The sequence below is a fragment of the Binatus sp. (SeqCode) genome, assembly GCF_049584895.1.
Classification (GTDB): Bacteria; Desulfobacterota; Binatia; order Binatales; family Binataceae; genus Binatus.
In genome coordinates, this window is the sequence record NZ_JBAUYR010000086.1 from 70,783 (window position 1) to 92,604 (window position 21,822).

Sequence of the window (21,822 nt, forward strand, 5' to 3'; positions counted from 1 at the left end):
ATGTCATTCTGAGCGAAGCGAAGAATCCCGGATCCTTCCTTGCCGGGAAAAGCCGCCGCGAGGAGATCGAAAATGAAAATTGGACTGCTCACTCCATTCACCGGCAAGAATGCTCATCCTGCGGAATTTGCGCGTGTCGCTGAGTCACTCGGATTCGAATCGATCTGGGTGCCCGAGCATCCCGCGATGCCCGCAAATCCCAAGCAGCAGTTTCCCACCGGCGGTCCGATTCCGCCCGCATATTTCACGATGGGCGATCAGATGATAGCGCTCAGCATGGCGGCTGCCGTCACCAAGAATCTGAAACTCGCCAGCGGTATCTGCCTCGTGCCGGAGCATGAGCCGCTCACTCTCGCCAAACAGTTCGCGACGCTGGACGCATACTCGGGCGGCCGCGTGCTGTTCGGAATCGGCGCGGGATGGCTGCGCGAGGAGAGCGATCTTTTCGGCGTCGACTTCCCCCATCGATGGAGCGAGACTGCCGAGATTGTCGCCGCCATGCGCAAGCTGTGGACCGAGGACTCGGCGTCGTTCGAAGGCAAGTACGTGAAGTTTCCGCCGGTGAAGTCGCTGCCTAAGCCGGCGCAAAAATCAGGACCGCCGGTGCTGATCGGCAGCCTCGACAAGAACGCCCTCAAGCGCGTTGCCAAGTGGGCCGACGGATGGTGCCCGATTCAACTCAACGCGGGGCAGTTGAAAACACGTGTCGACGAGCTCAAGCGCGAGTGCACGGCGGTCGGCAGGAATTTCGCAGAGCTCGATATTACGATCATGGGCGGAATCCGCGGCGACCGCACGACGGTGCAGGATGGTCTGAAGGAGTTCGCGGAAGCAGGCGCGGGTCGATTCGTCGCTGGCCTGGGAGATCTGACTTTCGAGAATTCCGAAGGGATGCTGAAGAAGATCGCCGCGCTGTACGTTTAGGGAAGGGCGAATGACCCTTTTTCCGTCATCCTGAGCGAAGCGGAGGATCTCGCGCGCCAGCGCGTTCGTGGGCAGTGGCGCCGACGCCGGAGCGTCGTCGAGATTCTTCGCTACGGCAGCCTCCGCTCAGAATGACAACGATGAACTGATCAGCGCGTAGATGGCTTCGCGCTCAAATCTCGTCGCGGATTATTCTTGTCGCTATTACCAGCGCGGTGGCGCCGGCCGTGGACATCAGGATGGCGCCAATGAAGTTGTGCGCGCGTACGCCCAGGACCTCGAAGATCATTCCGCCGACGATGCCGCCGAGCAGGCCGAGCCCGATGTCGCACATCATGCCGTAGCCGTTGCCGTTGAGAATTTTTCCCGCCAGCCATCCCGAGATGAGTCCGATTAGAATCCATGCGAACATGATTCGCCTGCCTCCCTGTTTGTTGTGCGTTCGCTAGAGAGGGGAGCAAGAGCGCTGCCATCGGGATCCAGAGGATTTGCGAGTGATTTGGTCTAAATCGGACGGCTGCGATGCCGCTTTTCGACTGCACCGCCATCTTGCGACTGCGGGTGGGTTGCGAGGCAATCCGCTTTAGCTGACACTTGTCGGCGCTGATGGCGAATCGAACAAAATTGCGCGGGGCTATTTCCGGATTTGGCGAGGTTGCTGCCCGCGCGCACCTTGCTGGCTGGCGGACGCGCGAAAATATCGCAATCAGTGCGATTCACGATCCTGTCTCGGAGCGGCGGCACGAGGCCATCCACCTCATCAAGAGTGTCCGCGTTTATGACGACCTCGAACTGATGCTCGATGGCGAGGCTCCGGATTTTGTGGATGTCGCCAGTCCTCCGGGGCTCCATCAGGCGGCGGCGCGCCTGGCCCTGGCGGCTGGCGCGCACGTCCTCGTCGAAAAGCCGCTCGCGCTTTCGCTTGGCGAGTTCGACGAACTTGCGGCGGTTGCCGCGGAGAAGCAGCGCATCCTGATGTGCGTGCACAATTGGAAATACGCGCCCGCCTATGCGGCTGCGCGCCGAGCGATCGAGGCGGGGAGGCTGGGCGCGATTCGATTCATCTCGGTTGATCGCCTCCGGACCGAACCTGCCGGGACGGGAGGCAGCGGTGGAAAGTGGCGGGCGTCGGCGGCGTCGGGCGGCGGGATTTTGATCGATCACGGTTGGCATGTCTTCTATTTGATGAATTGGCTGCTCGGCGGCGAGGCGCCGACTTCGGTTTCAGCTCGGCTCGAGTCGCCCGCGGGCATGGACGTCGACGATGTCGCCGATGTGCGAATTCGGTTCGGTGATGGTGCGATCGGCCGGGCGCATCTCTCCTGGCGTGCTCCGGTGCGACGGACATCGGCGCTCATCTATGGCGAACGCGCAAGTCTCGAAATTGAAGGGGATCGAGTGTTCCTCACGGAACGGTCTGGGAAGACCGAGGACCTCTCGATTCCGGACATGGCCGACGATTCGTACCATGCGGCGTGGTTCGGCGGGGTGGCTGAGGAGTTCGAGCGAGCGGTCACCGAAGGAACCGATTCGCCGGTCGCGAGCCTCAACTTGGCGCAGGCGCGTGTTGCACTGGTGCTAATCGAGGCGGCGCGGAAATCGTCTATTAACAATGGTATCGAGATCGTAACTCCTTTTTCCACTGTAAAATCACATAGTTAAGCCGAAATAGCCCGCCAGAAACATTCTGGCGGCCGCTGACCGCCTGACCGCTCGGACTGTCGCTCTTGACTTTCGAGAATGTGACGGTAAAGTTTCAATTGACCGAAAGGTTAGCCGCATTTTCGAGACGCGCAGGTTACCGCTGCTCGAATTGGCGGCCATTGGACGCATTTTGTGGTTTCGGGCGACGACAGGAGTAGAGCGGGGGGGCATAGCCAGAATATGGGCGTGTCGCACATAAAAGTGGGTGTGGCGGAGCCGCGCACCGGATCGCAGGACTCGCGCGACGAGATTCTGAAGGCGGCGATGCGCCTTTTTGCCAGCCGCGGATTCCATGAGACCTCGATGTCGGAAGTGGCGCGCGAGGCGCACGTCAGCAAGGCGCTGATTTTTTGGCATTTCAAGACCAAGGAAGAGCTGTTCGTCGCAGTTTTGAACCGCCTGCTCGAACCGTACTTTATCGATTTCGCGGAAGAAGCGGCCGCGATGGACGAGCGCCAACAGATTCTAAAGCTGGTTGAGGCGTACCTGTCGTTCGTGCGCGACAACGCGAGTTCGGTGCGGTTCTTCCTGGCGCAGATGCTTCACGATCCGACGCTGTCCGAAGGTCTCAATGAGCAGGTACTGCAGCTCTATAGCGGCTATCGCGCGATGTTGGTCGAGCTGATCACGAGCGCGCAACAGAAGGGAGTCTGCGCGCGCCGGACTGCCCCGGAATCGGCGGCGGCGTTTCTGCTTTCGGCGCTGAACGGGTTGCTGATCGAACATTTATTTATGGGCGCAAATGCGATCGACCCCGAAGGGGCGGTGGCGATGGTGGGCGAGTGGTTGTTCGGTCCGTCGGGGACATCTTCATCGGAGGGCGGTGCACCGTCCGCCTGACTGTTTTCTTCAACATGGTTCCAGGAGAACGCAAAAGCTATGCGCATTCCATTGAGGCAGATGATCGATCTCGGCCGCTACATGCGCGCCAAGAAGAAATCCGGTGAGAAATATTTTCCACTGGTGCTGATGCTCGAACCGCTCCATGCGTGCAACCTTGCGTGCATCGGATGCGGGCGAATCGTCGAGTACAAGGACACCATCCGCGACATGATGCCGCTGGACGAGGCGTTGCATTCGGCGGAAGAAGCGGGCGCGCCGATCGTGTCGATCTGCGGTGGCGAGCCGCTGATGTACAAGCATATCGCGGCGCTGACGCGCGGACTGATCGAGGATCAGAAGCGTCACGTGATGATATGCACCAATGCGATCCTGCTCGAACGTTTCGTCAAGCAGGTGCCGCCGAGTCCCTATCTCAGCTTCAACCTGCACCTCGACGGGATGCGCGAGACTAACGATCGGGTGACCGACAGGGTCGGGCATTTCGACATCGTCGTGAAGATGATCAAGATGCTGAAGGAGAAGGGCTACCGCGTACAGACCAACACGACTGTCTTTCGCGAGACCACCGGTCAGGAGCTCGAGGACATGGTCAAGTACCTGACCAGCCTCGGCGTCGACGGGATGCTGCTGAGCCCCGGCTATCACTACCAGGTGCTGCAGAACGACGAGGAGTATCTCCGCAAAGACGAGATGCCCGCGAAGTTTTTCAAGGTTCGCGACATGGCGAACGATTACAAGATTATCAACACGCCGATTTACCTCGACTACCTGGTCGGCAAGCGCGACATGCAATGCAGTCCGTGGACCACGGTCACGCGCAATCCGCAAGGATGGAAGGGGCCGTGCTACCTCATCACAAACGGTCACTATAAGACCCTTAATGAGATGCATGCGGCGACGGATTGGGAATACTATCGAACCAAGCAGGATTTCCGCTGTCGCGATTGCAAGCTGCATTCGGGATTTGAGGGGACCGTGGCGCTCGACTTCGGCAAAAATCTGAAGGACTCATGGCGCATGGTGCGGCATTACGTGGCGTGACGTGTTCGACTTACACAGTTATCTAAAAGAGCGCGCGCAGCTCATTGAGCGCGCGCTGAAGCGAAGCGTCGAAGAGCCCACCGGCGCCGCAGCGCGCTTGCATGAGGCGATGCGCTATTCGCTGCTCGCGGGCGGCAAGCGCCTGCGGCCGGTGCTCGCGCTTGCGTCGTGCGAGGCGGTCGGCGGCAAGCTCGAGGCGGCGATGGGGCTCGCGTGCGCGGTCGAGATGATTCACACCTACTCGCTGATTCATGACGATCTGCCATGCATGGACGACGACGATATGCGTCGCGGACGCCCGACCAATCACAAAGTTTATGGCGAAGCGATCGCGACACTTGCGGGCGACGCGCTCCTGACGGACGCATTCAAGGTGCTCACGCGGTCGGCGGACAAAGGTGCGTCGCCGGCGCTCGTGCTCGAGACTGTCGCGGAGCTCGCGGCGGCGGCGGGATCGACCGGGATGGTCGCAGGGCAGGTGATCGATTTGCTCGGCGAGGGCAAGTCGAAGACGGTCGAAGAGCTCGAAGAACTGCACGGCAAAAAAACCGGCGCGCTGTTCCTGGCTTCGGTGCGCGGCGGTGCGCGACTCGGTGGCGCGAGCGCGTCGCAGATCGAGTCGCTCGACGCGTACGCGCGCGCGCTCGGGCTCGCGTTCCAGGTCGTCGATGATCTGCTCGACGTTCAAGGCACGCCGGAGCAGATGGGCAAGCGCACGCAAAAGGACGGCGAGCGCGGCAAGGCGACCTATCCAGCGATATTGGGAATCGAGCGCTCGATGGATTTGACGCGCGAGCTTGAAACGCGAGCGCATCGCGCGTTGCAAGGCTTCGGCGATCGTGCCGACGCGTTGCGGCATATCGCGACGTTTGTTGTGGAGCGCAAACTGTGAGCGCGCTCGAAGCATCGGCGAGAATTACCCAAGCGCATTCGCGCCAGGCGATGCTGGTCGAGCCCGGCCGGATCGAACTTCGAGATTACGTCGCCCCGAGTCCGAAGCCGGGCGAGTTGCTGATTCAAATTCGATGCGCGCTCAGTTGCGGCACCGATCTCAAAACATTTCGCCGCGGCCACCCGATGTGGAACCTGCCGATGCCGTTCGGGCATGAGTTTTCCGGCGTAGTAGCGGAAGCGGGCGAGGGTGTGACCGCGTTCAAGCCCGGCGACGAAATCATGGCGGCGCCGACTGCGCCGTGTGGAGTTTGCTTCTACTGCCAGCATGGGCAGGAAAATCTTTGCGACGACGCGGTCGGACGAATGGTTCATGGCGCGTACGCGGACACGCTGACGCTGCCGCCGCATGTCGTCGCGCGCAACACGTTTATCAAACCTGCGGACCTGCCGTTCGAGGAGGCCGCGCTGCTCGAACCGCTCTCGTGCGTCGTGCACGCGAATGATACGGCGCGTGCCGACAAAAATGAGACGGTGGTGATACTCGGTGGCGGCGCTTTCGGCCTGCTGCACATGCTGGTGCTGCGAGCGGCGGGCGTTCGCGAGGTGGTGGTGGTAGGGCGCGGCGCAGAGCGTCTGAAGTGGGCGGAGAATCTGGGCGCGGACCGCGTGATCGATGCGCGCGGGGCAGACGCCGTCGCGGAAATCGCACGGCTCAATGGCGGCTTCGGTCCCGATTTGGTCATCGAGTGCACGGGGCAAGTCGAGGGTTGGGAGGATGCGCTCGCGCGAGTGCGGCGCGGAGGCCGCGTAGTTTTTTTCGGCGGCTGTCCGACCGGCACCGCGCTGAGTGTCGATACGCGACGGATGCATTACGACAACCTTACCCTGATGTCGCCGTTTCATTATCGGCCGCGCGATGTGCGCCGTGCGTACGAATTGCTGGCGGGACGCGCGCTGAATGCAGGCGCGATCGTCAACGCTCGGAAGCGGCTGGGCGAACTCGCGGAAGTTTTCGACATGTTGGAGCGCGGCGAGGTTCTGAAATGCGCCGTGATTCCATGAGGGGTTAATATGAATCCGGCTGCTGAAATTGGAAACACGGCGATTGCGATGTCGCCACATGACGAGTTCGTCGCGAAGATTGATTACACCGTCGATTGCGCCCAACGCGCGCTGCTCGCGCTGCAGAAGCCCGAAGGCTACTGGCATGCGCCGCTCGAGGCGAACGCGGAGATGAACGCGGAGTTCATCATCTTCAATCACTTCATGGACACCGTCGATCTCGAGACCGAGGCGCGGCTGAGGAAGCACCTGCTCGACACGCAGAGCGCGGACGGGAGCTGGGCGCTGTACCAGGGCGGCGAGGGTTATCTCTCGACGACGATCGAAAGTTATTTTGCGCTGAAGCTCACCGGCATGCGCGCGGGCGACGAGCCGATGGCGGCTGCGCGGCGTTGGATTTTGTCGAAGGGCGGAATCGTGAACTGCGGGACGCTGGCGCGCTTCTACCTGGCGTCGATGGGACAGATCACGTGGGACGCGACGGCGGCGCTGCCGGTCGAGCTCTCGCTGTTCCCGAATTGGTTCCCGTTCAACATTTACGAGCTCGGCTCGTGGGCGCGCGGAACGCTAATGGGACTGATGATGCTGCAGGCGGCGCGTCCGGAGAAAAAAATCGACTACCAGCGCGGAGTGCTGGAACTCTTCATCGAGCCGCCGCATTTCACCAAGTTCAAACAGCCGCGCGGAAAGAATTTGTTGTCACTGCGCAACGCGTTGAATTTCGCTGACAAGGCGCTGCGCTTCTATGATCGGCACAAAATTAAGTCTCTGCGCGCACGCGCGCTGCGTCACACCGAAGAATGGTTGCTCGAGCATCAGGAGGCGAACGGCTCGTGGGGCGGGATTGAGCCGTGCTACCTGTTGAGCGCGATGGCTCTGAAAGCCAACGGCTACCGCAACGACCATCCGGTACTGAAGAAAGCGATCGAGGCGTCGCAGGAACTCATCTGGCATTTCAGCGACTACGACATGTACATGCCGTGCGTCTCGGTCAACTGGGACACCGGCCTGGCAGGGCGCGCGCTGCTCGACTCCGGTCTGCCGGGCGATCATCCGTCGCTGAAGCAGACCTCGCAGTGGCTGATCGATCATCAAATTTTCAAGAAGGGCGATTGGTCGGTGAAGCGTCCCGATCTTGAACCGGGCGGATGGGCGTTCGAGTTCTTTAACGATAACTATCCCGACGTTGATGATTCGGCGGTGATCCTTTCGGTGATGGCTGACTCGAAAGCCGATGACGCTGCCGCCAGGGAGCGTGCAATTCGCACCGGCGCGAACTGGGTGATGGGGATGCAATCGAAGGACGGCGGCTTCGCGGCGTTCGACGCCGACAATAATTCGACCTGGCTGAATCATCTGCCGCTTGCCGACGTGGAAGCGGTGACCGATCCGTCGTGTCCCGATCTCACCGGACGCGTGCTCGAGATGATGGCGGCGGTCGGGTATCGCACTGAGCATCCGGTGGCGAAACGCGCGATCGAATGGCTCAAGAAAAATCAGTCGCCGGCCGGTGGATGGTGGGGGCGCTGGGGTATCAACTATATCTACGGAACTTTCTCGGCGCTGTCGGGACTGCGTGCGATTGGCGTCGATATCAACGAGCCATGGATCAAGAAGGCCGTCGCATGGCTCAAGTCGAAGCAGAATCCGGACGGCGGATGGGGCGAGAGCCCGCTGTCCGACAAGGATCCGGCGTGGCGCGGACGCGGGACCAGCACCGCGTCGCAAACGGCGTGGGCGCTGATCGGATTGATCGCAGGCGAGGCCGGAATCAGCGAGCATGCGATGCGCGGCGCGCAATGGCTCTCAGAGCGGCAGAACGACGAAGGCGCGTGGGACGAGCGAGAATCGACCGGCAACGGATTTCCAAATCATTTCTATCTTCGCTACCACATGTACGCGCATTATTTTCCGCTGATGGCGCTGGGGCGCTTCCGCAAAAGATTGGCGGAGACCGCGTCACGCTGAGCGATTCGCGATGAAACCGATTTCAATTCTCGGCTCGACTGGATCTGTCGGCGTGACGACGCTGGACGTGGTCGGCCGCTTCAGCGATCGATTTCGCGTCGTCGCGATGGCCGCGGGACGCAATCTCGATTTGCTGACAGAGCAGGTGAATCGCTTTCATCCGGAGTTGGTATCGGTGGCGACGCCTGAGCTCGCGCGCGAACTGGCGACGCACCTCGGCGCGACTCGCGTGACGATCATGCACGGACTCGACGGCGCAATCGCCGTTGCGACGCATCCTGATGCGAAGTTGGTGATGTCCGCGCTGGTCGGTGCGATGGGATTGCAGCCGACGCTCGCTGCAATCAACGCCGGCAAGGATATCGCGTTCGCCAACAAGGAAGTGCTGGTCATCGCGGGCGAGTTGATTACGTCGGCGGTGCGCGAGAATCGTGTGCGATTGCTTCCTGTCGACAGCGAGCACAACGCGGTTTTTCAATGCCTCGAAGGACGCGGGCGCGAGTCGTTGAAGCGAATTATTCTAACTGCATCGGGCGGACCGTTCCGCGAATTGCCCGCCGATCGTTTCGAGGCGATTACCATCGAGCAGGCGCTGAAGCATCCGACCTGGGTGATGGGCAGCAAGATCACGATCGACTCCGCGAACCTGATGAACAAGGGTCTCGAGGTGATCGAGGCGCGCTGGCTGTTCGACCTGAAGGCTGGCGAAGTTTCGGTGGTGATTCATCCGCAGAGCGTGATTCATTCGATGGTCGAAATGATCGACGGCTCGGTGATCGCGGAGATGGCGATTCCCGACATGGCGATTCCCGTCGCCTATGCGCTCGCGTATCCCGAGCGGCTGCCGATGACGCATCTCAAACCGCTGTCGCTTGCCGAAAATTCGCGACTGACGTTTGAGGAGCCTGACCTGCGGCGGTTCCCCTGTTTGCGGCTCGCATACGACGCGCTCGCAGCGGGGAACACGATGAGCGCGTGCCTCAACGCCGCCAACGAGGAACTCGTCGCTGGATTTCTTGCGGGACGCGTACGTTTCATGGATATCCCGCGCCACATCGAGGCAGTGATGAATCGGCATCACAACTCGGCGGCGCGAACGATCGAAGATTTGCTCGAGACGGACGGATGGGCGCGAGCCGCGGCGCGCGAACTTATCGGAGCGCGACCGGTCGCAGCCTGAGACGATGGCAACCGCGCAGGCCAGCGAGCAGGGCGGGGTACCGTCGTACGCGTCGAGCACGGTGCGTGACGCGTCGATGCCGCCGGGAACCTTCGACGTCGCGAGCGCGTACGAATTCTGCACGCGGCTGGCGAAGTCCCACTACGAAAATTTCACGGTCGCGTCGTGGCTGATGCCGCGCGAGATGCGTCCGCACATGTACGCGATTTACGCGTACGCGCGGATGGCCGACGACTTTGCCGACGAGCATCACGACCGCGCGATGCTCGACGATTGGGAGCGCGAGCTCGATCTGGCGTACGCCGGCGGTCCGCGCCATCCGGTGTTTATCGCGCTCGCGGACACGGTGCGTCGTTTTGATATCCCGCGCGATCCGTTCAAGGATCTGCTGACCGCGTTTCGATCCGACGTGGAGTTCAAGGGCTTCGACACGCTGGACGATCTGCTTGGCTACTCGCGCTACTCGGCGAATCCTGTAGGGCGGCTGGTCCTTTACCTGTTCGGCTATCGCGACGCGGAACGGCAACATCTGTCGGACCTGGTCTGCAGCGGATTGCAGCTCGCCAATTTCTGGCAGGACGTTGCCGTCGATCTCGACAAGGGACGAATTTATTTTCCGCGCCGCGACATGGAACGGTTTGGCGTGACGCCGGCCGACCTCGCGGCGCATACGTCATCGCGCCAGTTTATCGATTTGATGCGTCACGAAGTCGGCGTCGCGCGCGCGATGCTGGTCGAAGGCGGAGAGCTGCACAAACGCGTGGACAAGCGGCTGCGGCGCGACATCGTGATGTTCGCGGGCGGCGGGCTGGCAATATTGCGTGCGATCGATCGCGTCAACTACGACGTGTTCCGGATGCGTCCGGAATTGGCGAAACTCGATTACCTGAAACTCGGATGGAGCGCTTTTCGTGGACGACTTGAAGTCTGACGGCGGCGCCGCAGGCCTCGCGGACGTATCGCGCAACGACGGCAGGTCGCTCGACGCCGACTACGAGCACTGTGCGCAAGTCACGCGGCGCTCGCGCTCGAGTTTCTACTACGCGTTCATTTTGCTCCCGCCCGAACGGCGCCGCGCGCTGCACGCCGTGTATGCGTTCTGCCGTTTCATCGACGATATCGCCGACGACGAAGCGATTCGCGAGCCGGCTCTCCTGCTCAAACGATGGCGCCAGGAACTTGACCGCGTCTATTCGGGCGCACCGACGCGCGCGCTTTCCCGCGCGCTGGCCGACAGCGCGCGACGATTTAAAATTCCGCGCGAGCTGTTCGAGGAAATCATCAACGGCGTCGAGATGGACCTCTCGCGCAAGCGCTACCAGAGCTGGGAAGAGCTGCGGCCGTACTGTTATCGTGTCGCGTCGGCGCTCGGCCTCATCTGTATCGAAATATTCGGCTATTCAAATCCGTCGGCGAAGCTGTACGCGGAGAATCTCGGACTGGCGCTTCAGCTGACGAATATTCTGCGCGACGTGCGCGAGGATGCCGAGCGCGGACGAATTTATCTGCCACTGGAGGATCTCGCGCGCTTCAGCGTGAGCGAAGACGAAATTCTCGGCGGCGTGTACTCGCCGAACTTCGTCAGGCTGATGGACTTCGAGGCGCGACGCGCGCGCGAGCTCTACGCGCTGGCGCAAAGCGAGCTCGCGCCGGAAGATCGCGCGACTCTGCTGACCGCGGAGGCGATGCGGCTCATCTATGCAGCGCTGCTCGAACGCATCATCAATTCCAACTATCGCGTGCTCGACCGCCGCCACAGCCTGTCCGCGCCGCACAAGCTCTACCTGGTCGGCCGCGCGTGGGCTGAAGGGCGCATCAGCGCGCTGCGCGGATAGATGGCATCCGCGCGGAAAAATGTGGTCGTCATCGGCGCCGGGTTCGCGGGCCTCAGCGCAGCGGTCGCGCTCGCGGAGCGGGGACTACGAGTTACGGTGCTCGAAGGAAAGCCTGCGCTCGGCGGGCGCGCGTATTCGTTTGCCGATCCTGACACCGGCGACTTCGTCGACAACGGCCAGCACGTCCTGATGGGCTGTTACGGCGAGACGCTCGACTTCCTCAAGCGGATCGGCACCTACGACCAGCTTGTGTTCCAGGTGGATCTGAAGATCGAAATGCTCGCGGGTCCCGGACAAAGCGCAGTGTTGAAAACGGCGCGACTCCCGGGACCTCTCCACATGATGGCCGCGCTGTTCGGCTATCGGCATCTGAGTCCTGCGGAGCGGATAAGTGTTATGCGCGGCGGGTTCCGCATGCTCGTGATGAGGCGATTCGGCGACGAGCTGCGTCGTCTCACCGTCGCGCAACTGATGGATCGCCTCGGACAGTCGGAGCACGCGCGGCAATGCTTCTGGTATCCGCTGTCGATCGCGACCCTCAACGACGAGCCGGAATCGTCGTCGTCACAGCAGTTGGTCGAAGTGCTGAGGCGCGCATTTTTTTCCCGCCACCGCCGCGACTCTGCGTTCGTATATTCGCGCGTCGGGTTGAGCGACCTGTACTGCACTGGCGCGACGCGGTTGATTGAGCGCGCGGGCGGGACTGTGGTTTCGCGCTCGATCGTCGAAATGCTGGAACTCGGCGCGGGCGGCAATGTCGCAAGCGTGCGGCTCCGCGACGGGCGGCGAATCGAAGCGTCGGACTTCATCAGCGCCGTGCCGGCGCCCCAGTTGCTCCGTATTCTGCCTGAAAACGCGGTCGCGGATCCATTTTTCTCGCGCTTCACGGGATTAACCAGTTCGCCAATCATCTGCGTCCACGTATGGCTCGATCGCGAAGTGACTAACTCACCGTTCATCGGCTTCATCGGCACGACTACTCAATGGCTATTCAACAAACGCCAGATATTCGCGCAGCGCGGCGAGGCGCATCCGGGTTACCTGAGCTTCGTGATCAGCGGCGCACGAAAGCTGGTCGATAGCAGCAACGAGGAAATTCTCGATATCGTGATTAACGATCTCCACGCGATGATTCCTGCGTCGCGTGAGGCCAAAGTCGTGAAGTCACTGGTGCTGAAGGAGAAGAATGCGACGATCGCGCCGGACCTTCGATCGCTTGAATTGCGTCCGAAGGCGAAGACGCCGATCGCGAACTTCTTTCTGGCTGGTGACTGGATCCAAACAGAACTGCCTGCGACGATTGAGAGCGCGGTGATCTCCGGGCGGGCCGCGGCGGCCGCCGTCCTCTCGCGCTCCACCGAATAGCTATTGACTAATCGCGATTGACTAATCGCAAACTAATCTAAATGACTACCAAGTTGGCACTGGTCACAGGCGGCAACGGATTCGTGGGATGCCACGTCGTGCGCGCCCTTATTGCCCGCGGCGATCGTGTAAGGGTGCTGGCGCGCGAGAACGCGGATTTGAGCGCGCTCGCCGGGTTGCCGGTTGAAATCGTACGCGGCGATCTCCGGTATTTCGATTCGATCGAGCGCGCCGTGAACGGATGCAATGAGGTTTATCACGTCGGCGCGGACTATCGGCTGTGGCTGACCGATCCGGCGCCGATGTATGCGACCAACGTCAACGGCACCGAGCACGTTATTCGCGCTGCAACCGGCGCGGGTGTTTCGCGGATTGTTTATACGAGCACGGTCGGGGCGCTAGGGATTCCACACGGCGGTGTAGGACGAGAGGACACGCCGTCGTCGCTCGCAACGATGCCCGGTCATTACAAGCGATCGAAGTATATGGCGGAGCAGGCGGCGCTGAAGGCCGCGCGCGAGGGCGCGCCCGTCGTGATCGTAAATCCGTCGACGCCGATTGGTGCGCTCGACTTCAAGCCGACGCCGACCGGCAGAATCATCGTGGATTTCCTGAATCGGCGGATGCCCGCGTACGTCGAGACCGGGCTTAATATCGTCGATGTCGCAGACGTCGCGCGCGGTCACCTGCTGGCGGCAGAGCGAGGCCGGATCGGTGAGAAATATATTCTTGGCGGCGAGAATCTTACGCTCAAGGAATTTCTCGGGCGGCTTGCGGCGATTTCCGGAATGCCTGCGCCGAAGATGAGAATTCCGTACGCTGTCGCGTTCAGCTTCGCGCTCGGCGCCGAAGCGTTTGCGCGCACCGTCACGCGCCGCGCGCCGCGCGCCAGCCTGACCGAAGTGCGGATGGCGCGAAAGCATATGTTCTTCGACTCCTCGAAGGCACGCGTAGAACTGGGCTATTCGCCCGGACCGATCGACGTGGCGATAACCGCAGCGATCGAATTCTTCAGAAACAAAGGAGCCGCGAAGAGCGCCGCGTAAACCTCGCGATGCATCTCCTGCTATCCACCATTGCACTGCGCCCGTATGTGTTTATCTTCCTCGCGAGTTTTCTGTTTATCGCGATCGTGAACTTCGGCCTGCGCACGACGCTGCTCTTCACCATGCTGACCTACGCGGTCTCGCTCGCGTGCGAGTGGTCCTCGATCCACAACGGATTCCCGTTCGGGCTTTATCATTATATTGACGCGACTCGCGGGCGCGAGATTTGGGTCTTCGGCGTCCCGTTCATGGACTCGTTGTCGTTCACTTTCCTCGGCTTCGCCAGTTACACCGTCGCGCTCTTGCTCAGCTCGCCCCTGTATCGGCGCGGGGCGGACGTCCGAATTCTCGACACATGGAAAATCCGCCGCGCACCGCGAGTCTGGCTGATGGCAGCGCTGTTCATGGTGATGGTGGATATGGTCGTCGATCCGTTGAGCGTGCTCGGCGACCGATGGTTCCTCGGCAAGATTTTCTGGTACGACCCGCCGGGTCCGCATTTCGGTGTCCCCATCAGCAATTATCTCGGATGGTATTTTGTCGCCGCGATCACGATTGCGATGTTCCAGTGGCTCGACGCCGCCCTCAATCGCGGCCCGGTCAAGCCGGCCGGCCTGGTCCCTGGGATGGTATCGCGCGCGCTGCTCGGCCCGATGCTCTACGCCGGAATCGTGATCTTCGGAATCACGATGTTGTTCCGCATCGATGCGCCGAATATCGGATGGGCGGCAGTTTTCATCTTTCTGCCGTTTGCCGTGCTCGCGATTCATATCCTCACTCGTCACGAATCGTCGGGCGATGACGCAGCAATCGAACGTCATCTGACAGATTTTCCTTACGAGCGGGATCTTCCTGTCTGGAAGCCAAAGAGCGGGCGCAAGCGCGAACTGCGTAGCGTCACCGCGTAGAGGCAGCGCTTCCAAAATTTCACTGACTGTGGCAAGCGTCAATCGCCGGGCTACGATCGCGTCGGCAGAGGTGAACCATCATGCTGCTCAAGGACAAAGTTGCGTTGATCACGGGTGCGGGTTCGGGAATCGGGCGCGCGAGTGCACTTCGATTCGCACGCGAAGGCGCGAAGTTGATGATCGCCGACGTGCGCGCGGAATCCGCGAGCAATACCGCCGCTGAGATCGAGAAGGCCGGCGGGGTTGCGAAGTCAGTCTCGGTTGATGTGCGCGTCGCGGCCGAAGTCGAGCGCATGGTCGACGAAACGATCCGTGCGTTCGGCCGCCTCGACATCCTGTTCAACAACGCCGGCGTCTTCGTGCCCAAAACCGTAGTGGATACGACCGAGGAAGAATGGGACTGGGTCGTAGACGTGTGCCTGAAGGGAGTGTTCTTCGGCTGCAAGTACGCGATCCCCCACATGATCAAGCAGGGGGGTGGCGTGATCATCAACACCGCCAGCGGCGCGGGCATCGAGGGCGTGCCGAATCTTGGCGCCTACCAGGCGGCGAAGGGCGGCGTCGTGATCATGTCGAAGGGAATCGCGCTCGATTTCGCGCGCCAGAACATTCGATGCGTCTCGATTTGCCCGGGCGTGATCGAAACGCCGATCGCCGAGAACTGCAACACCATTCCCGCCGGCGCGTCGCAGCTGATGTGGGAGCGCACCGGCATCATGCATCCGCTCGGGCGCAACGGAAAACCGGAAGAAGTCGGCGCGCTAGCGGCGTTCCTCGCGTCGGACGAGGCGGGATTCATCACCGGCGTCGCGGTGCCGATCGACGGCGGATTCAGCGCGGGTGCTTTCGCGCCACCGAGTCGCGATCGCGCTTCGTAGCATCCGGAGCCTGACCTTCGTACGCGATCGCCGTGAGTGCGTCGGCGATTGCGGCGGTCGCGCGCGAGAGGTTTCGAATCATCTTCGGCAACTTGAGCATCGTCGCCGGATTGCGGATTAGGTACGACGTCGCCGCGAGCGGCCGCACGTTGCCGTCCGCGTCCGCCATCTCTGCTCCCACGACATCGTCGTCAACTTCGTCGAGCACTGCGCGAATCGCAACGAAAGGCAGTCCGCGCGCGGCCGCTTCTGCAGCTATCGCGGCGGTTTCCATGTCCACCGCAATCGCGCCGGTGCTTTCTTTCGCACGCCGCTTCTCAACGCCGCTCGCGAGCACGCGATGCGAAGTCAAAATCGCTCCGGTTGAGTATGCGATACCCACCTTCGCTAGCGAACGGCCGGCCGCGCGCAGATGCGAGTCGCTGACAGCGATCACTCGTTCGGCCACCTGTCCATCGCCATCAATAGTCATTACGCGGTCGGAAAGGATGAGGTCACCCGGCTTCAGCCCGCTCGACAGCGCCCCAACGACGCCGGTCCCGATTACCAATTCGGCGCCAGGTATCGAGTCAAAGGCTCTGCGCGCCGTTTCGGTTGCGCGACGATGCCCGATTCCGTGGCCGATAACCGCAAACTCCTTGCCGCCGATCTCCGCGCGGAAGCCATGCAAGCCATCGAGCGCGAGCGGAGTACGCTTGACCTGCCGGCGCTTGAAAGGCGCAATCTCGCGCGAGAAGGCGTAGAAGAGAAGAATCAACCCTGTAATCTCATTAGCATTGCGAAATGACGCTTGAGTAGGCCGTTCGATACTAGCAAAATCGAGCACGTGTTTTTCGATAGTCGCGGTGCCGCGGTTTGAAGCGCCTCATCGTTAACGCCGACGACTTCGGCTTGTCGCCCGAGGTCAACGCCGGCATCACGCGAGCGCATCGCGACGGGATTCTGCGCAGCGCGAGCCTGATGGTCGCGGAGCCGGCCGCGCGCGCGGCCGCCGAGCTTGCGCGCGACAATCCCGAGCTCGACGTCGGTCTGCATGCTGTAGTCTGCCGGGGTCGCAGCATGCTTGACGGCTCTCGGCTCGGCGCGGCAGTGGGCGCGTCGGGAGAGTTCATCGAGAGTCCGGTCGCCGCGGGCATGCGCTATTTCTTCGACCGCTCGTTGCGCGCCGCGATGACCGACGAGCTGCGCGCGCAGGTCGAGCGGCATCTCGAGCTGGTCGGCTACCTCAATCATATCGACGGGCATCTGAACTTCCATGTCCATCCGCTGTTCGCCGATATTCTGGTGAACCTCGCCGTCGAATACAAAGTGCCGTGCATCCGGCTCCCGCGCGAGCGCGTGATGACGACGCTGCGGCTGCGCCGCGACAATGCGACGCGCAAGCTGGTCGAGTCGGCGATCTTTCGTACGCTGTCGCGCCGAACGCGCCGCATGATGACCGAGCGCGGCCTGACCTCGACCGACGCGCTGTTCGGACTCCATCAGAGCGGCAATCTGAGCGAAGACTACGTCGTGGGCGTGATCGATCGAATTCGCGACGGCACCACCGAGCTGTATTTTCATCCGGCGGCCGACATCGGCGGTACTCCGCCAACGCCCGCGGCGCAGCTCGAAGTCGAGATTCTGACCAGTCCGCGCGTTCACAACGCGATCGTTCGAAATGGAATCGAGCTGATCACGTTTGCCGATCTCGCGAAGGACAAACTGGCCGCTTGATTCAACTCCGCATCTGGCATTGCCTGTGATTCGGCGAAACTTCCCAACCAGGAGACCAGGTTCATGGCGGACGTAAAAATTCGGCCAGCGACGCGCGAAGACCTGCCGCGCCTGACCGAAATTTACAACTACTACGTGATCAACACTCCCATCACGTTCGACCTGGAACCGGTCACGGCCGAGCAACGCGCGCGATGGTTCGACGAGCACACCGGCACGAAGCGGCATCGCCTGTTCGTCGCGGAAGACGCCGGGCTCGTCGTGGGTTGGGCGGGGACCGGGCCGTTTCGCGACAGGGCGGCGTACGACACCAGCGTTGAGACGTCGATCTATTGTGCGAACGATGCGAAGAGTCGGGGAATCGGAGCCGCGATGTATCGCGTACTTCTCGATGCGCTCAAGAATGAGGACATCAATCGAGTACTGGCCGGAATCACGCTTCCTAATGAGGTGTCGATCAAGCTGCATCGCAAATTCGGCTTCACCGACGTTGGCGTCTTCACCGAATGCGGCCGCAAGTTCAACCGTTACTGGGACGTCGTGTGGATGGAGCGACCGTTGCGACTCGCCGGCGAATGAGTTGCTCGCGCCTCGACGCTGTTTGAACTAGGCTAAGTGAATGCGGGCCAGCGTCCTGCATTTTTCACCTTCACCGCGACTGCCTTATAAGGAAGAGAGATCATCAGATGAGCGATCAGGATGGAGCTCCCTTCGCCGATACTTCGCAGGACTATCGCCTGCCGAAAACCGTCACGCCCAGGCGCTACGACATTCGGCTGACGCCCGACCTCAAGGCCTTCACGTTTCAAGGCGACCTGAGTGTCGCCGTCGCCGTCAACGAAGCGACCGATGACGTCGTGCTGAACGCGCTCGAGCTGGAGATCGACAAGGTGACTGCAGAACGCGGTGGAAAATCTCTCGCGGCGAAGGTCGAGATGGAACCGGCCAAGGAACGCGCGCACCTTCGATTCGCCGAGAAACTTTCGCCGGGCGAGTGGACGCTGAAGATTGCGTTTCGCGGAATCCTGAATGACAAGCTGCACGGATTTTATCGCAGCCAGTACCAGGACGCGTCGGGGAAGACTCATGTCGCCGCGACGACGCAGTTCGAATCCACCGACGCGCGCCGCGCGTTTCCATGCTGGGACGAGCCGGAGCTGAAGGCGAGTTACAAGGTGACGCTGGTCGTCGACGAAAACCTTGCGGCAATTTCGAATGGCGGGCAGGAGAGCGAGCGCAAGCTGCCCGGCGGCAAGAAGGAGGTGGTCTTCAAGGAGACGATCCGGATGTCCACCTACCTGGTCGCATTCATTGTCGGCGAGTTCGACGCGACTGCGCCGGTTGATGCGGGCACGCCGCTGCGTATCGTTCACGTCCCCGGCAAGGAGTCCCTGACCGGATGGGCGAAGCAGATTGGCGCATTTTCGCTTAAATACTTTGCGGACTACTACGGGCTCAAGTATCCCGGCGACAAGCTCGATCTGATCGCGATTCCCGACTTCGCGTCGGGCGCGATGGAAAATCTTGGAGCGATAACGTTTCGCGAGACCGCGCTGCTGGCCGATGAGAAGACCGCGTCGCGCGCCGAGCTCGAGCGCGTCGCCGACGTGGTCTCGCACGAAAACGCGCACATGTGGTTCGGCGACCTCGTCACGATGCGCTGGTGGAACGGCATCTGGCTCAACGAGGCGTTTGCGACCTTCATGGAAATGCTGGCGGTCGACGCCTGGAAGCCGGAGTGGAAGCGATGGGAGAGCTTCAGCGTCTCGCGCGCGGCGGCGATGTCGATCGACGGGCTGCGCAGTACGCGCCCGATCGAGTACGAGGTGCGCAGTCCCGAGGATTGCCGCGCGATGTTCGACATCCTGACCTATGAGAAGGGTGCGGCGGTGCTGCGGATGCTCGAGCAGTTTTTGAGCGACAAGGTTTTTCGCGACGGAATCCGCCTCTACCTGAAGAAGCATCAATTCAATAACACCGAGACCGGCGATTTGTGGGACGCGCTCGAAGCGGCGTCGCGCGAGCCTGTGCGCAAGTTGATGGACTCGTGGATCTTCCAGCCCGGTTTCCCGATGATCGACGCGTCGCCGGCTGCCGGCGGACTCAAGATTTCGCAGCGGCGCTTCTTCTATCTCCCCGAAGACAACGACCAGCTTTGGCATGTGCCCGTGATGGTTCGCGCCAAGACCGATAAGGGCGTTTCGACGCACAAAGTTTTGCTGACCACTCGAGAGACGACGATCGATATTCCCGGCAAGCTCGAGTGGGCGCTACTCAACGAGGGCGGCCACGGCTTCTATCGCGTGCATTACGCGCCGGAATTGCTCGCGTCGCTCACGAAAAATCTCAGCGCGCTTCAGCCGATCGAACGCTTCGGGCTGGTGAGCGATACCTGGGTCTCGACCGTCGCTGGGATCGGCCCGCTGAGCGAGTTCCTCAAGATGGCGCGGCTGTTCACCAATGAGACCGACATCAACGTGTGGCGCGCGCTGATTGGCGCGTTCTCGTATCTCGATATGATAGCGTCTGACGCCGACCGGCCCGCACTCGCCGCAGCCGTGCGCGAGATTGTCGGTCCGGCAGCCGCACGTCTCGGCTGGGAGCCAAAACCGGGCGAGAGCGAGCTCATCCGCCAGTTGCGCGGCACGCTAATCGGCGCGCTCGGCACGCTCGGCGACGATCGCGAAGTGCAAAAGCGCGCGCAGGATCTGTACGCCCGCTTCGAGGACAATCCCGAGTCCGCGGATCGCGACCTGATGCCCGCGCTGGTGAACATCCTCGCGTACTCGGGCGACGCCAGGCGTTACGAGGAGTTCAAGCGAAAGTTCAAGGCGCCGCGCACGCCGCAGGAAGAGCAGCGCTACCTGTTTGCGCTCGCAAATTTCCGCGATCGCGAGCTGCTCAGAAAAACTATGGAGATGACGATCGACGGTGAGGTGCGGACGCAGAACGCGCCGTACCTGATGCATTCGCTGCTGCTCAATCCCGCGTCGCGCTACGAGGCGTGGGACTTTGCGCGCGCGCATTGGGACGAGATGATTCAAAAATATCCCGACAACGCGCTGCCGCGAATGTGCGAGGCGGTCGTCGCGCTGCTCGATCGCGAGGACGAGGTGAAGAAATTCTTCGCCGAGCATCGGGTGCGCCTCGGCGGCAAGATAATCGATCAGCACCTCGAGCGGCTGAGCGTCGCGGTCGGATTCAGGAATCGCGAAGGAAAAAATCTGCAGGCAACACTGAAAGGACTAACAGGGGAGAAGCGATGACGGACCAATCGAAAGCAGCTGCCGCAACGATCATCCACGACGACCAGCCGTTGCATTTCGAACGCGCGATCGCGGATTCGAATGCGGTGTGGCTCGACGCGGCGGAGTTGAAAAAGCTTGCGGGATGGGAGCTTAAGCCGGAGGGAATCTGCCGCGGCGATTTGTGCGTGCCGATTCCGCCCGGACGCGAGAGCGAATTCACTTCGAAGCGCGACGGCGCGTCCTGGCTCAACTTCAGCGCGCTCGCCGACCAGATGGGCAAGCCGTGGGCGGGAGACGCAAAGAATCGCGTGTGGTACTTCGGCGCGGAGGCGGCAGATCGCGGCAACGCGCTGCGAACGCTCGAGGCTCCCGACTTCGAGCTGCCTGACCTCGACGGCAAACTGCATCGCCTGTCAGACTATCGCGGCCGGAAAGTCTTTTTACTGGCCTGGGCCTCGTGGTGAGGATGCTCCCTTGACCTGCCCGGGTGGCAGGCGCTGTACGAAGAACTCAAGGACCTCAACTTCACGATCGTCACCGTCGCGTTCGACACCGGCGGGGCGGCTGCGGCAGGCCCGTTCATCAAGGCCGGCAATCCAGCGCATCCTTCGCTAATCGATACGCGCCACGTCGTCGCCGAACTCTACAACATGGTCAACGTGCCGACCGCGGTTTGGATCGATGAATCGGGAACGATCGTTCGGCCTAACGAAGTCGCGTATGCGCTCGACACTTTCCGCGCGATCACCGGTATCGATTCGGCACGATACCTCGACGCACTGCGCGATTGGGCGAAGAACGGCGCGAACAGCCGCTACGTCATGAAGCCCGACGAGGTCAAGCGCAAGCTCAAACTGCCGACCCGCGAGCATGCGCAAGCTGCGGCATACTTCCGGCTCGCCGAATATCTGTGCGAGACCGGGCACGCGCCTGACGCAGTGCCGTATTTCAAGCAGGCGCGGCAATTGCGTCCCGAGAGCTGGACGATCACGCGGCAGGCGTTCGCGATGGGCGATCCGGAGCGCGACTACGGCACCACCTTCGTCAACGAAGTCGCCAATCTGAAAGGCAAGCTCTATTACGACCTGCTTGATCTCGATGGCTCTGGGAGCAATCCGGAGCAGGAGCAGGTCGCGAAGGAGGGCGCCGAGCGCCTGCGCAAACTGGTCGAGGGTCGCAGCGAATAGATGTCGGCACTCGACTAAACTTC

General features: G+C 61.5%; 19 protein-coding genes and 1 pseudogene. 18 read left to right on the forward strand and 2 right to left on the reverse strand.

The window, feature by feature from the left end; translation table 11 throughout:
* The first annotated feature begins 72 nt into the window (after positions 1 to 72).
* Positions 73 to 924: an LLM class F420-dependent oxidoreductase gene (locus WB650_RS15370; protein ID WP_422300968.1), complete on the forward strand. Its 852-nt coding sequence runs from the start codon at positions 73 to 75 to the stop codon at positions 922 to 924.
* Between the two features lie 172 nt (positions 925 to 1,096).
* Here WB650_RS15370 and WB650_RS15375 read toward each other — a convergent pair whose 3' ends face one another.
* Positions 1,097 to 1,336: a GlsB/YeaQ/YmgE family stress response membrane protein gene (locus tag WB650_RS15375; protein ID WP_422300967.1), complete on the reverse strand. Its 240-nt coding sequence runs from the start codon at positions 1,334 to 1,336 to the stop codon at positions 1,097 to 1,099.
* Between the two features lie 194 nt (positions 1,337 to 1,530).
* On the opposite strand from WB650_RS15375, the gene WB650_RS15380 reads away from it, so the two are divergent.
* The 13 genes from WB650_RS15380 to WB650_RS15440 all read left to right on the forward strand — a co-directional run bounded on the left by WB650_RS15380 (position 1,531) and on the right by WB650_RS15440 (position 15,648).
* Positions 1,531 to 2,586: a Gfo/Idh/MocA family protein gene (locus WB650_RS15380; RefSeq protein WP_423961089.1), complete on the forward strand. Its 1,056-nt coding sequence runs from the start codon at positions 1,531 to 1,533 to the stop codon at positions 2,584 to 2,586.
* 228 nt (positions 2,587 to 2,814) lie between these two features.
* Positions 2,815 to 3,468 carry a TetR/AcrR family transcriptional regulator gene (locus WB650_RS15385; protein WP_422300965.1) on the forward strand — a complete coding sequence of 218 codons (654 nt, stop codon included), beginning with the start codon at positions 2,815 to 2,817 and terminating at the stop codon, positions 3,466 to 3,468.
* 39 nt (positions 3,469 to 3,507) lie between these two features.
* Positions 3,508 to 4,512: an adenosyl-hopene transferase HpnH gene (hpnH, locus tag WB650_RS15390; protein ID WP_423961090.1), complete on the forward strand. Its 1,005-nt coding sequence runs from the start codon at positions 3,508 to 3,510 to the stop codon at positions 4,510 to 4,512.
* Position 4,513: 1 nt separating this feature from the next.
* Positions 4,514 to 5,404, forward strand: coding sequence for a polyprenyl synthetase family protein (locus WB650_RS15395; protein WP_422300991.1), 891 nt, complete (start codon positions 4,514 to 4,516; stop codon positions 5,402 to 5,404).
* Positions 5,401 to 6,468 (forward strand): zinc-dependent alcohol dehydrogenase, encoded by a 1,068-nt coding sequence (locus WB650_RS15400; RefSeq protein ID WP_422300992.1) that lies wholly within the window; start codon positions 5,401 to 5,403, stop codon positions 6,466 to 6,468. Before WB650_RS15395 ends, WB650_RS15400 begins: the two co-directional genes overlap by 4 nt.
* Before the next feature lie 9 nt (positions 6,469 to 6,477).
* Complete coding sequence (gene shc, locus WB650_RS15405) at positions 6,478 to 8,436, forward strand: squalene--hopene cyclase (protein ID WP_423961092.1); 1,959 nt, start codon at positions 6,478 to 6,480, stop codon at positions 8,434 to 8,436.
* 10 nt (positions 8,437 to 8,446) lie between these two features.
* A complete protein-coding gene (locus WB650_RS15410; RefSeq protein ID WP_423961094.1) occupies positions 8,447 to 9,616 on the forward strand; it encodes a 1-deoxy-D-xylulose-5-phosphate reductoisomerase in 1,170 nt (389 codons plus the stop codon).
* 4 nt (positions 9,617 to 9,620) lie between these two features.
* A complete protein-coding gene (gene hpnC / locus WB650_RS15415) occupies positions 9,621 to 10,547 on the forward strand; it encodes a squalene synthase HpnC (RefSeq protein ID WP_422300787.1) in 927 nt (308 codons plus the stop codon).
* On the forward strand, positions 10,528 to 11,451 hold the full coding sequence (gene hpnD, locus WB650_RS15420) for a presqualene diphosphate synthase HpnD (protein ID WP_422300786.1): 924 nt from the start codon (positions 10,528 to 10,530) through the stop codon (positions 11,449 to 11,451). Before hpnC ends, hpnD begins: the two co-directional genes overlap by 20 nt.
* On the forward strand, positions 11,452 to 12,816 hold the full coding sequence (gene hpnE, locus WB650_RS15425) for a hydroxysqualene dehydroxylase HpnE (protein WP_422300785.1): 1,365 nt from the start codon (positions 11,452 to 11,454) through the stop codon (positions 12,814 to 12,816).
* Between the two features lie 41 nt (positions 12,817 to 12,857).
* Positions 12,858 to 13,862 (forward strand): hopanoid-associated sugar epimerase, encoded by a 1,005-nt coding sequence (gene hpnA, locus WB650_RS15430; protein WP_422300784.1) that lies wholly within the window; start codon positions 12,858 to 12,860, stop codon positions 13,860 to 13,862.
* Positions 13,863 to 13,870: 8 nt separating this feature from the next.
* A complete protein-coding gene (locus tag WB650_RS15435; protein ID WP_423961097.1) occupies positions 13,871 to 14,770 on the forward strand; it encodes a carotenoid biosynthesis protein in 900 nt (299 codons plus the stop codon).
* An 80-nt stretch (positions 14,771 to 14,850) separates the two neighbouring features.
* A complete protein-coding gene (locus WB650_RS15440) occupies positions 14,851 to 15,648 on the forward strand; it encodes an SDR family NAD(P)-dependent oxidoreductase (RefSeq protein ID WP_422300782.1) in 798 nt (265 codons plus the stop codon).
* Here WB650_RS15440 and WB650_RS15445 read toward each other — a convergent pair.
* A complete protein-coding gene (locus tag WB650_RS15445) occupies positions 15,602 to 16,474 on the reverse strand; it encodes a hypothetical protein (RefSeq protein ID WP_423961100.1) in 873 nt (290 codons plus the stop codon). The genes WB650_RS15440 and WB650_RS15445 overlap by 47 nt on opposite strands.
* A 29-nt stretch (positions 16,475 to 16,503) precedes the next feature.
* Here WB650_RS15445 and hpnK point away from each other — a divergent pair, with 29 nt between their 5' ends.
* From hpnK to WB650_RS15465, 4 genes and pseudogenes are all read left to right on the forward strand, one after another.
* Positions 16,504 to 17,364 (forward strand): hopanoid biosynthesis-associated protein HpnK, encoded by an 861-nt coding sequence (hpnK, locus tag WB650_RS15450; RefSeq protein ID WP_423961101.1) that lies wholly within the window; start codon positions 16,504 to 16,506, stop codon positions 17,362 to 17,364.
* Between the two features lie 63 nt (positions 17,365 to 17,427).
* Positions 17,428 to 17,943 carry a GNAT family N-acetyltransferase gene (locus WB650_RS15455; protein WP_422300779.1) on the forward strand — a complete coding sequence of 172 codons (516 nt, stop codon included), beginning with the start codon at positions 17,428 to 17,430 and terminating at the stop codon, positions 17,941 to 17,943.
* 107 nt (positions 17,944 to 18,050) lie between these two features.
* Complete coding sequence (locus WB650_RS15460; RefSeq protein WP_423961103.1) at positions 18,051 to 20,630, forward strand: M1 family metallopeptidase; 2,580 nt, start codon at positions 18,051 to 18,053, stop codon at positions 20,628 to 20,630.
* Positions 20,627 to 21,715 (forward strand): annotated as a pseudogene (locus WB650_RS15465) (redoxin domain-containing protein); the annotation flags it as partial. The gene WB650_RS15460 and the pseudogene WB650_RS15465, both read left to right, overlap by 4 nt.
* Positions 21,716 to 21,822: the final 107 nt, after the last annotated feature.

Bases quoted from the DNA above. Each gene is read 5' to 3' on its own strand.
- hpnE (WP_422300785.1), top strand. From the start codon at position 11,452: ATGGCATCCGCGCGGAAAAATGTGGTCGTCATCGGCGCCGGGTTCGCG.
- hpnC (WP_422300787.1), top strand. From the start codon at position 9,621: ATGGCAACCGCGCAGGCCAGCGAGCAGGGCGGGGTACCGTCGTACGCG.
- WB650_RS15410 (WP_423961094.1), top strand. From the start codon at position 8,447: ATGAAACCGATTTCAATTCTCGGCTCGACTGGATCTGTCGGCGTGACG.
- hpnA (WP_422300784.1), top strand. From the start codon at position 12,858: ATGACTACCAAGTTGGCACTGGTCACAGGCGGCAACGGATTCGTGGGA.
- WB650_RS15370 (WP_422300968.1), top strand. From the start codon at position 73: ATGAAAATTGGACTGCTCACTCCATTCACCGGCAAGAATGCTCATCCT.
- WB650_RS15460 (WP_423961103.1), top strand. From the start codon at position 18,051: ATGAGCGATCAGGATGGAGCTCCCTTCGCCGATACTTCGCAGGACTAT.
- WB650_RS15455 (WP_422300779.1), top strand. From the start codon at position 17,428: ATGGCGGACGTAAAAATTCGGCCAGCGACGCGCGAAGACCTGCCGCGC.
- WB650_RS15380 (WP_423961089.1), top strand. From the start codon at position 1,531: ATGGCGAATCGAACAAAATTGCGCGGGGCTATTTCCGGATTTGGCGAG.
- WB650_RS15375 (WP_422300967.1), bottom strand. From the start codon at position 1,336: ATGTTCGCATGGATTCTAATCGGACTCATCTCGGGATGGCTGGCGGGA.
- WB650_RS15440 (WP_422300782.1), top strand. From the start codon at position 14,851: ATGCTGCTCAAGGACAAAGTTGCGTTGATCACGGGTGCGGGTTCGGGA.
- hpnH (WP_423961090.1), top strand. From the start codon at position 3,508: ATGCGCATTCCATTGAGGCAGATGATCGATCTCGGCCGCTACATGCGC.
- shc (WP_423961092.1), top strand. From the start codon at position 6,478: ATGAATCCGGCTGCTGAAATTGGAAACACGGCGATTGCGATGTCGCCA.
- WB650_RS15435 (WP_423961097.1), top strand. From the start codon at position 13,871: ATGCATCTCCTGCTATCCACCATTGCACTGCGCCCGTATGTGTTTATC.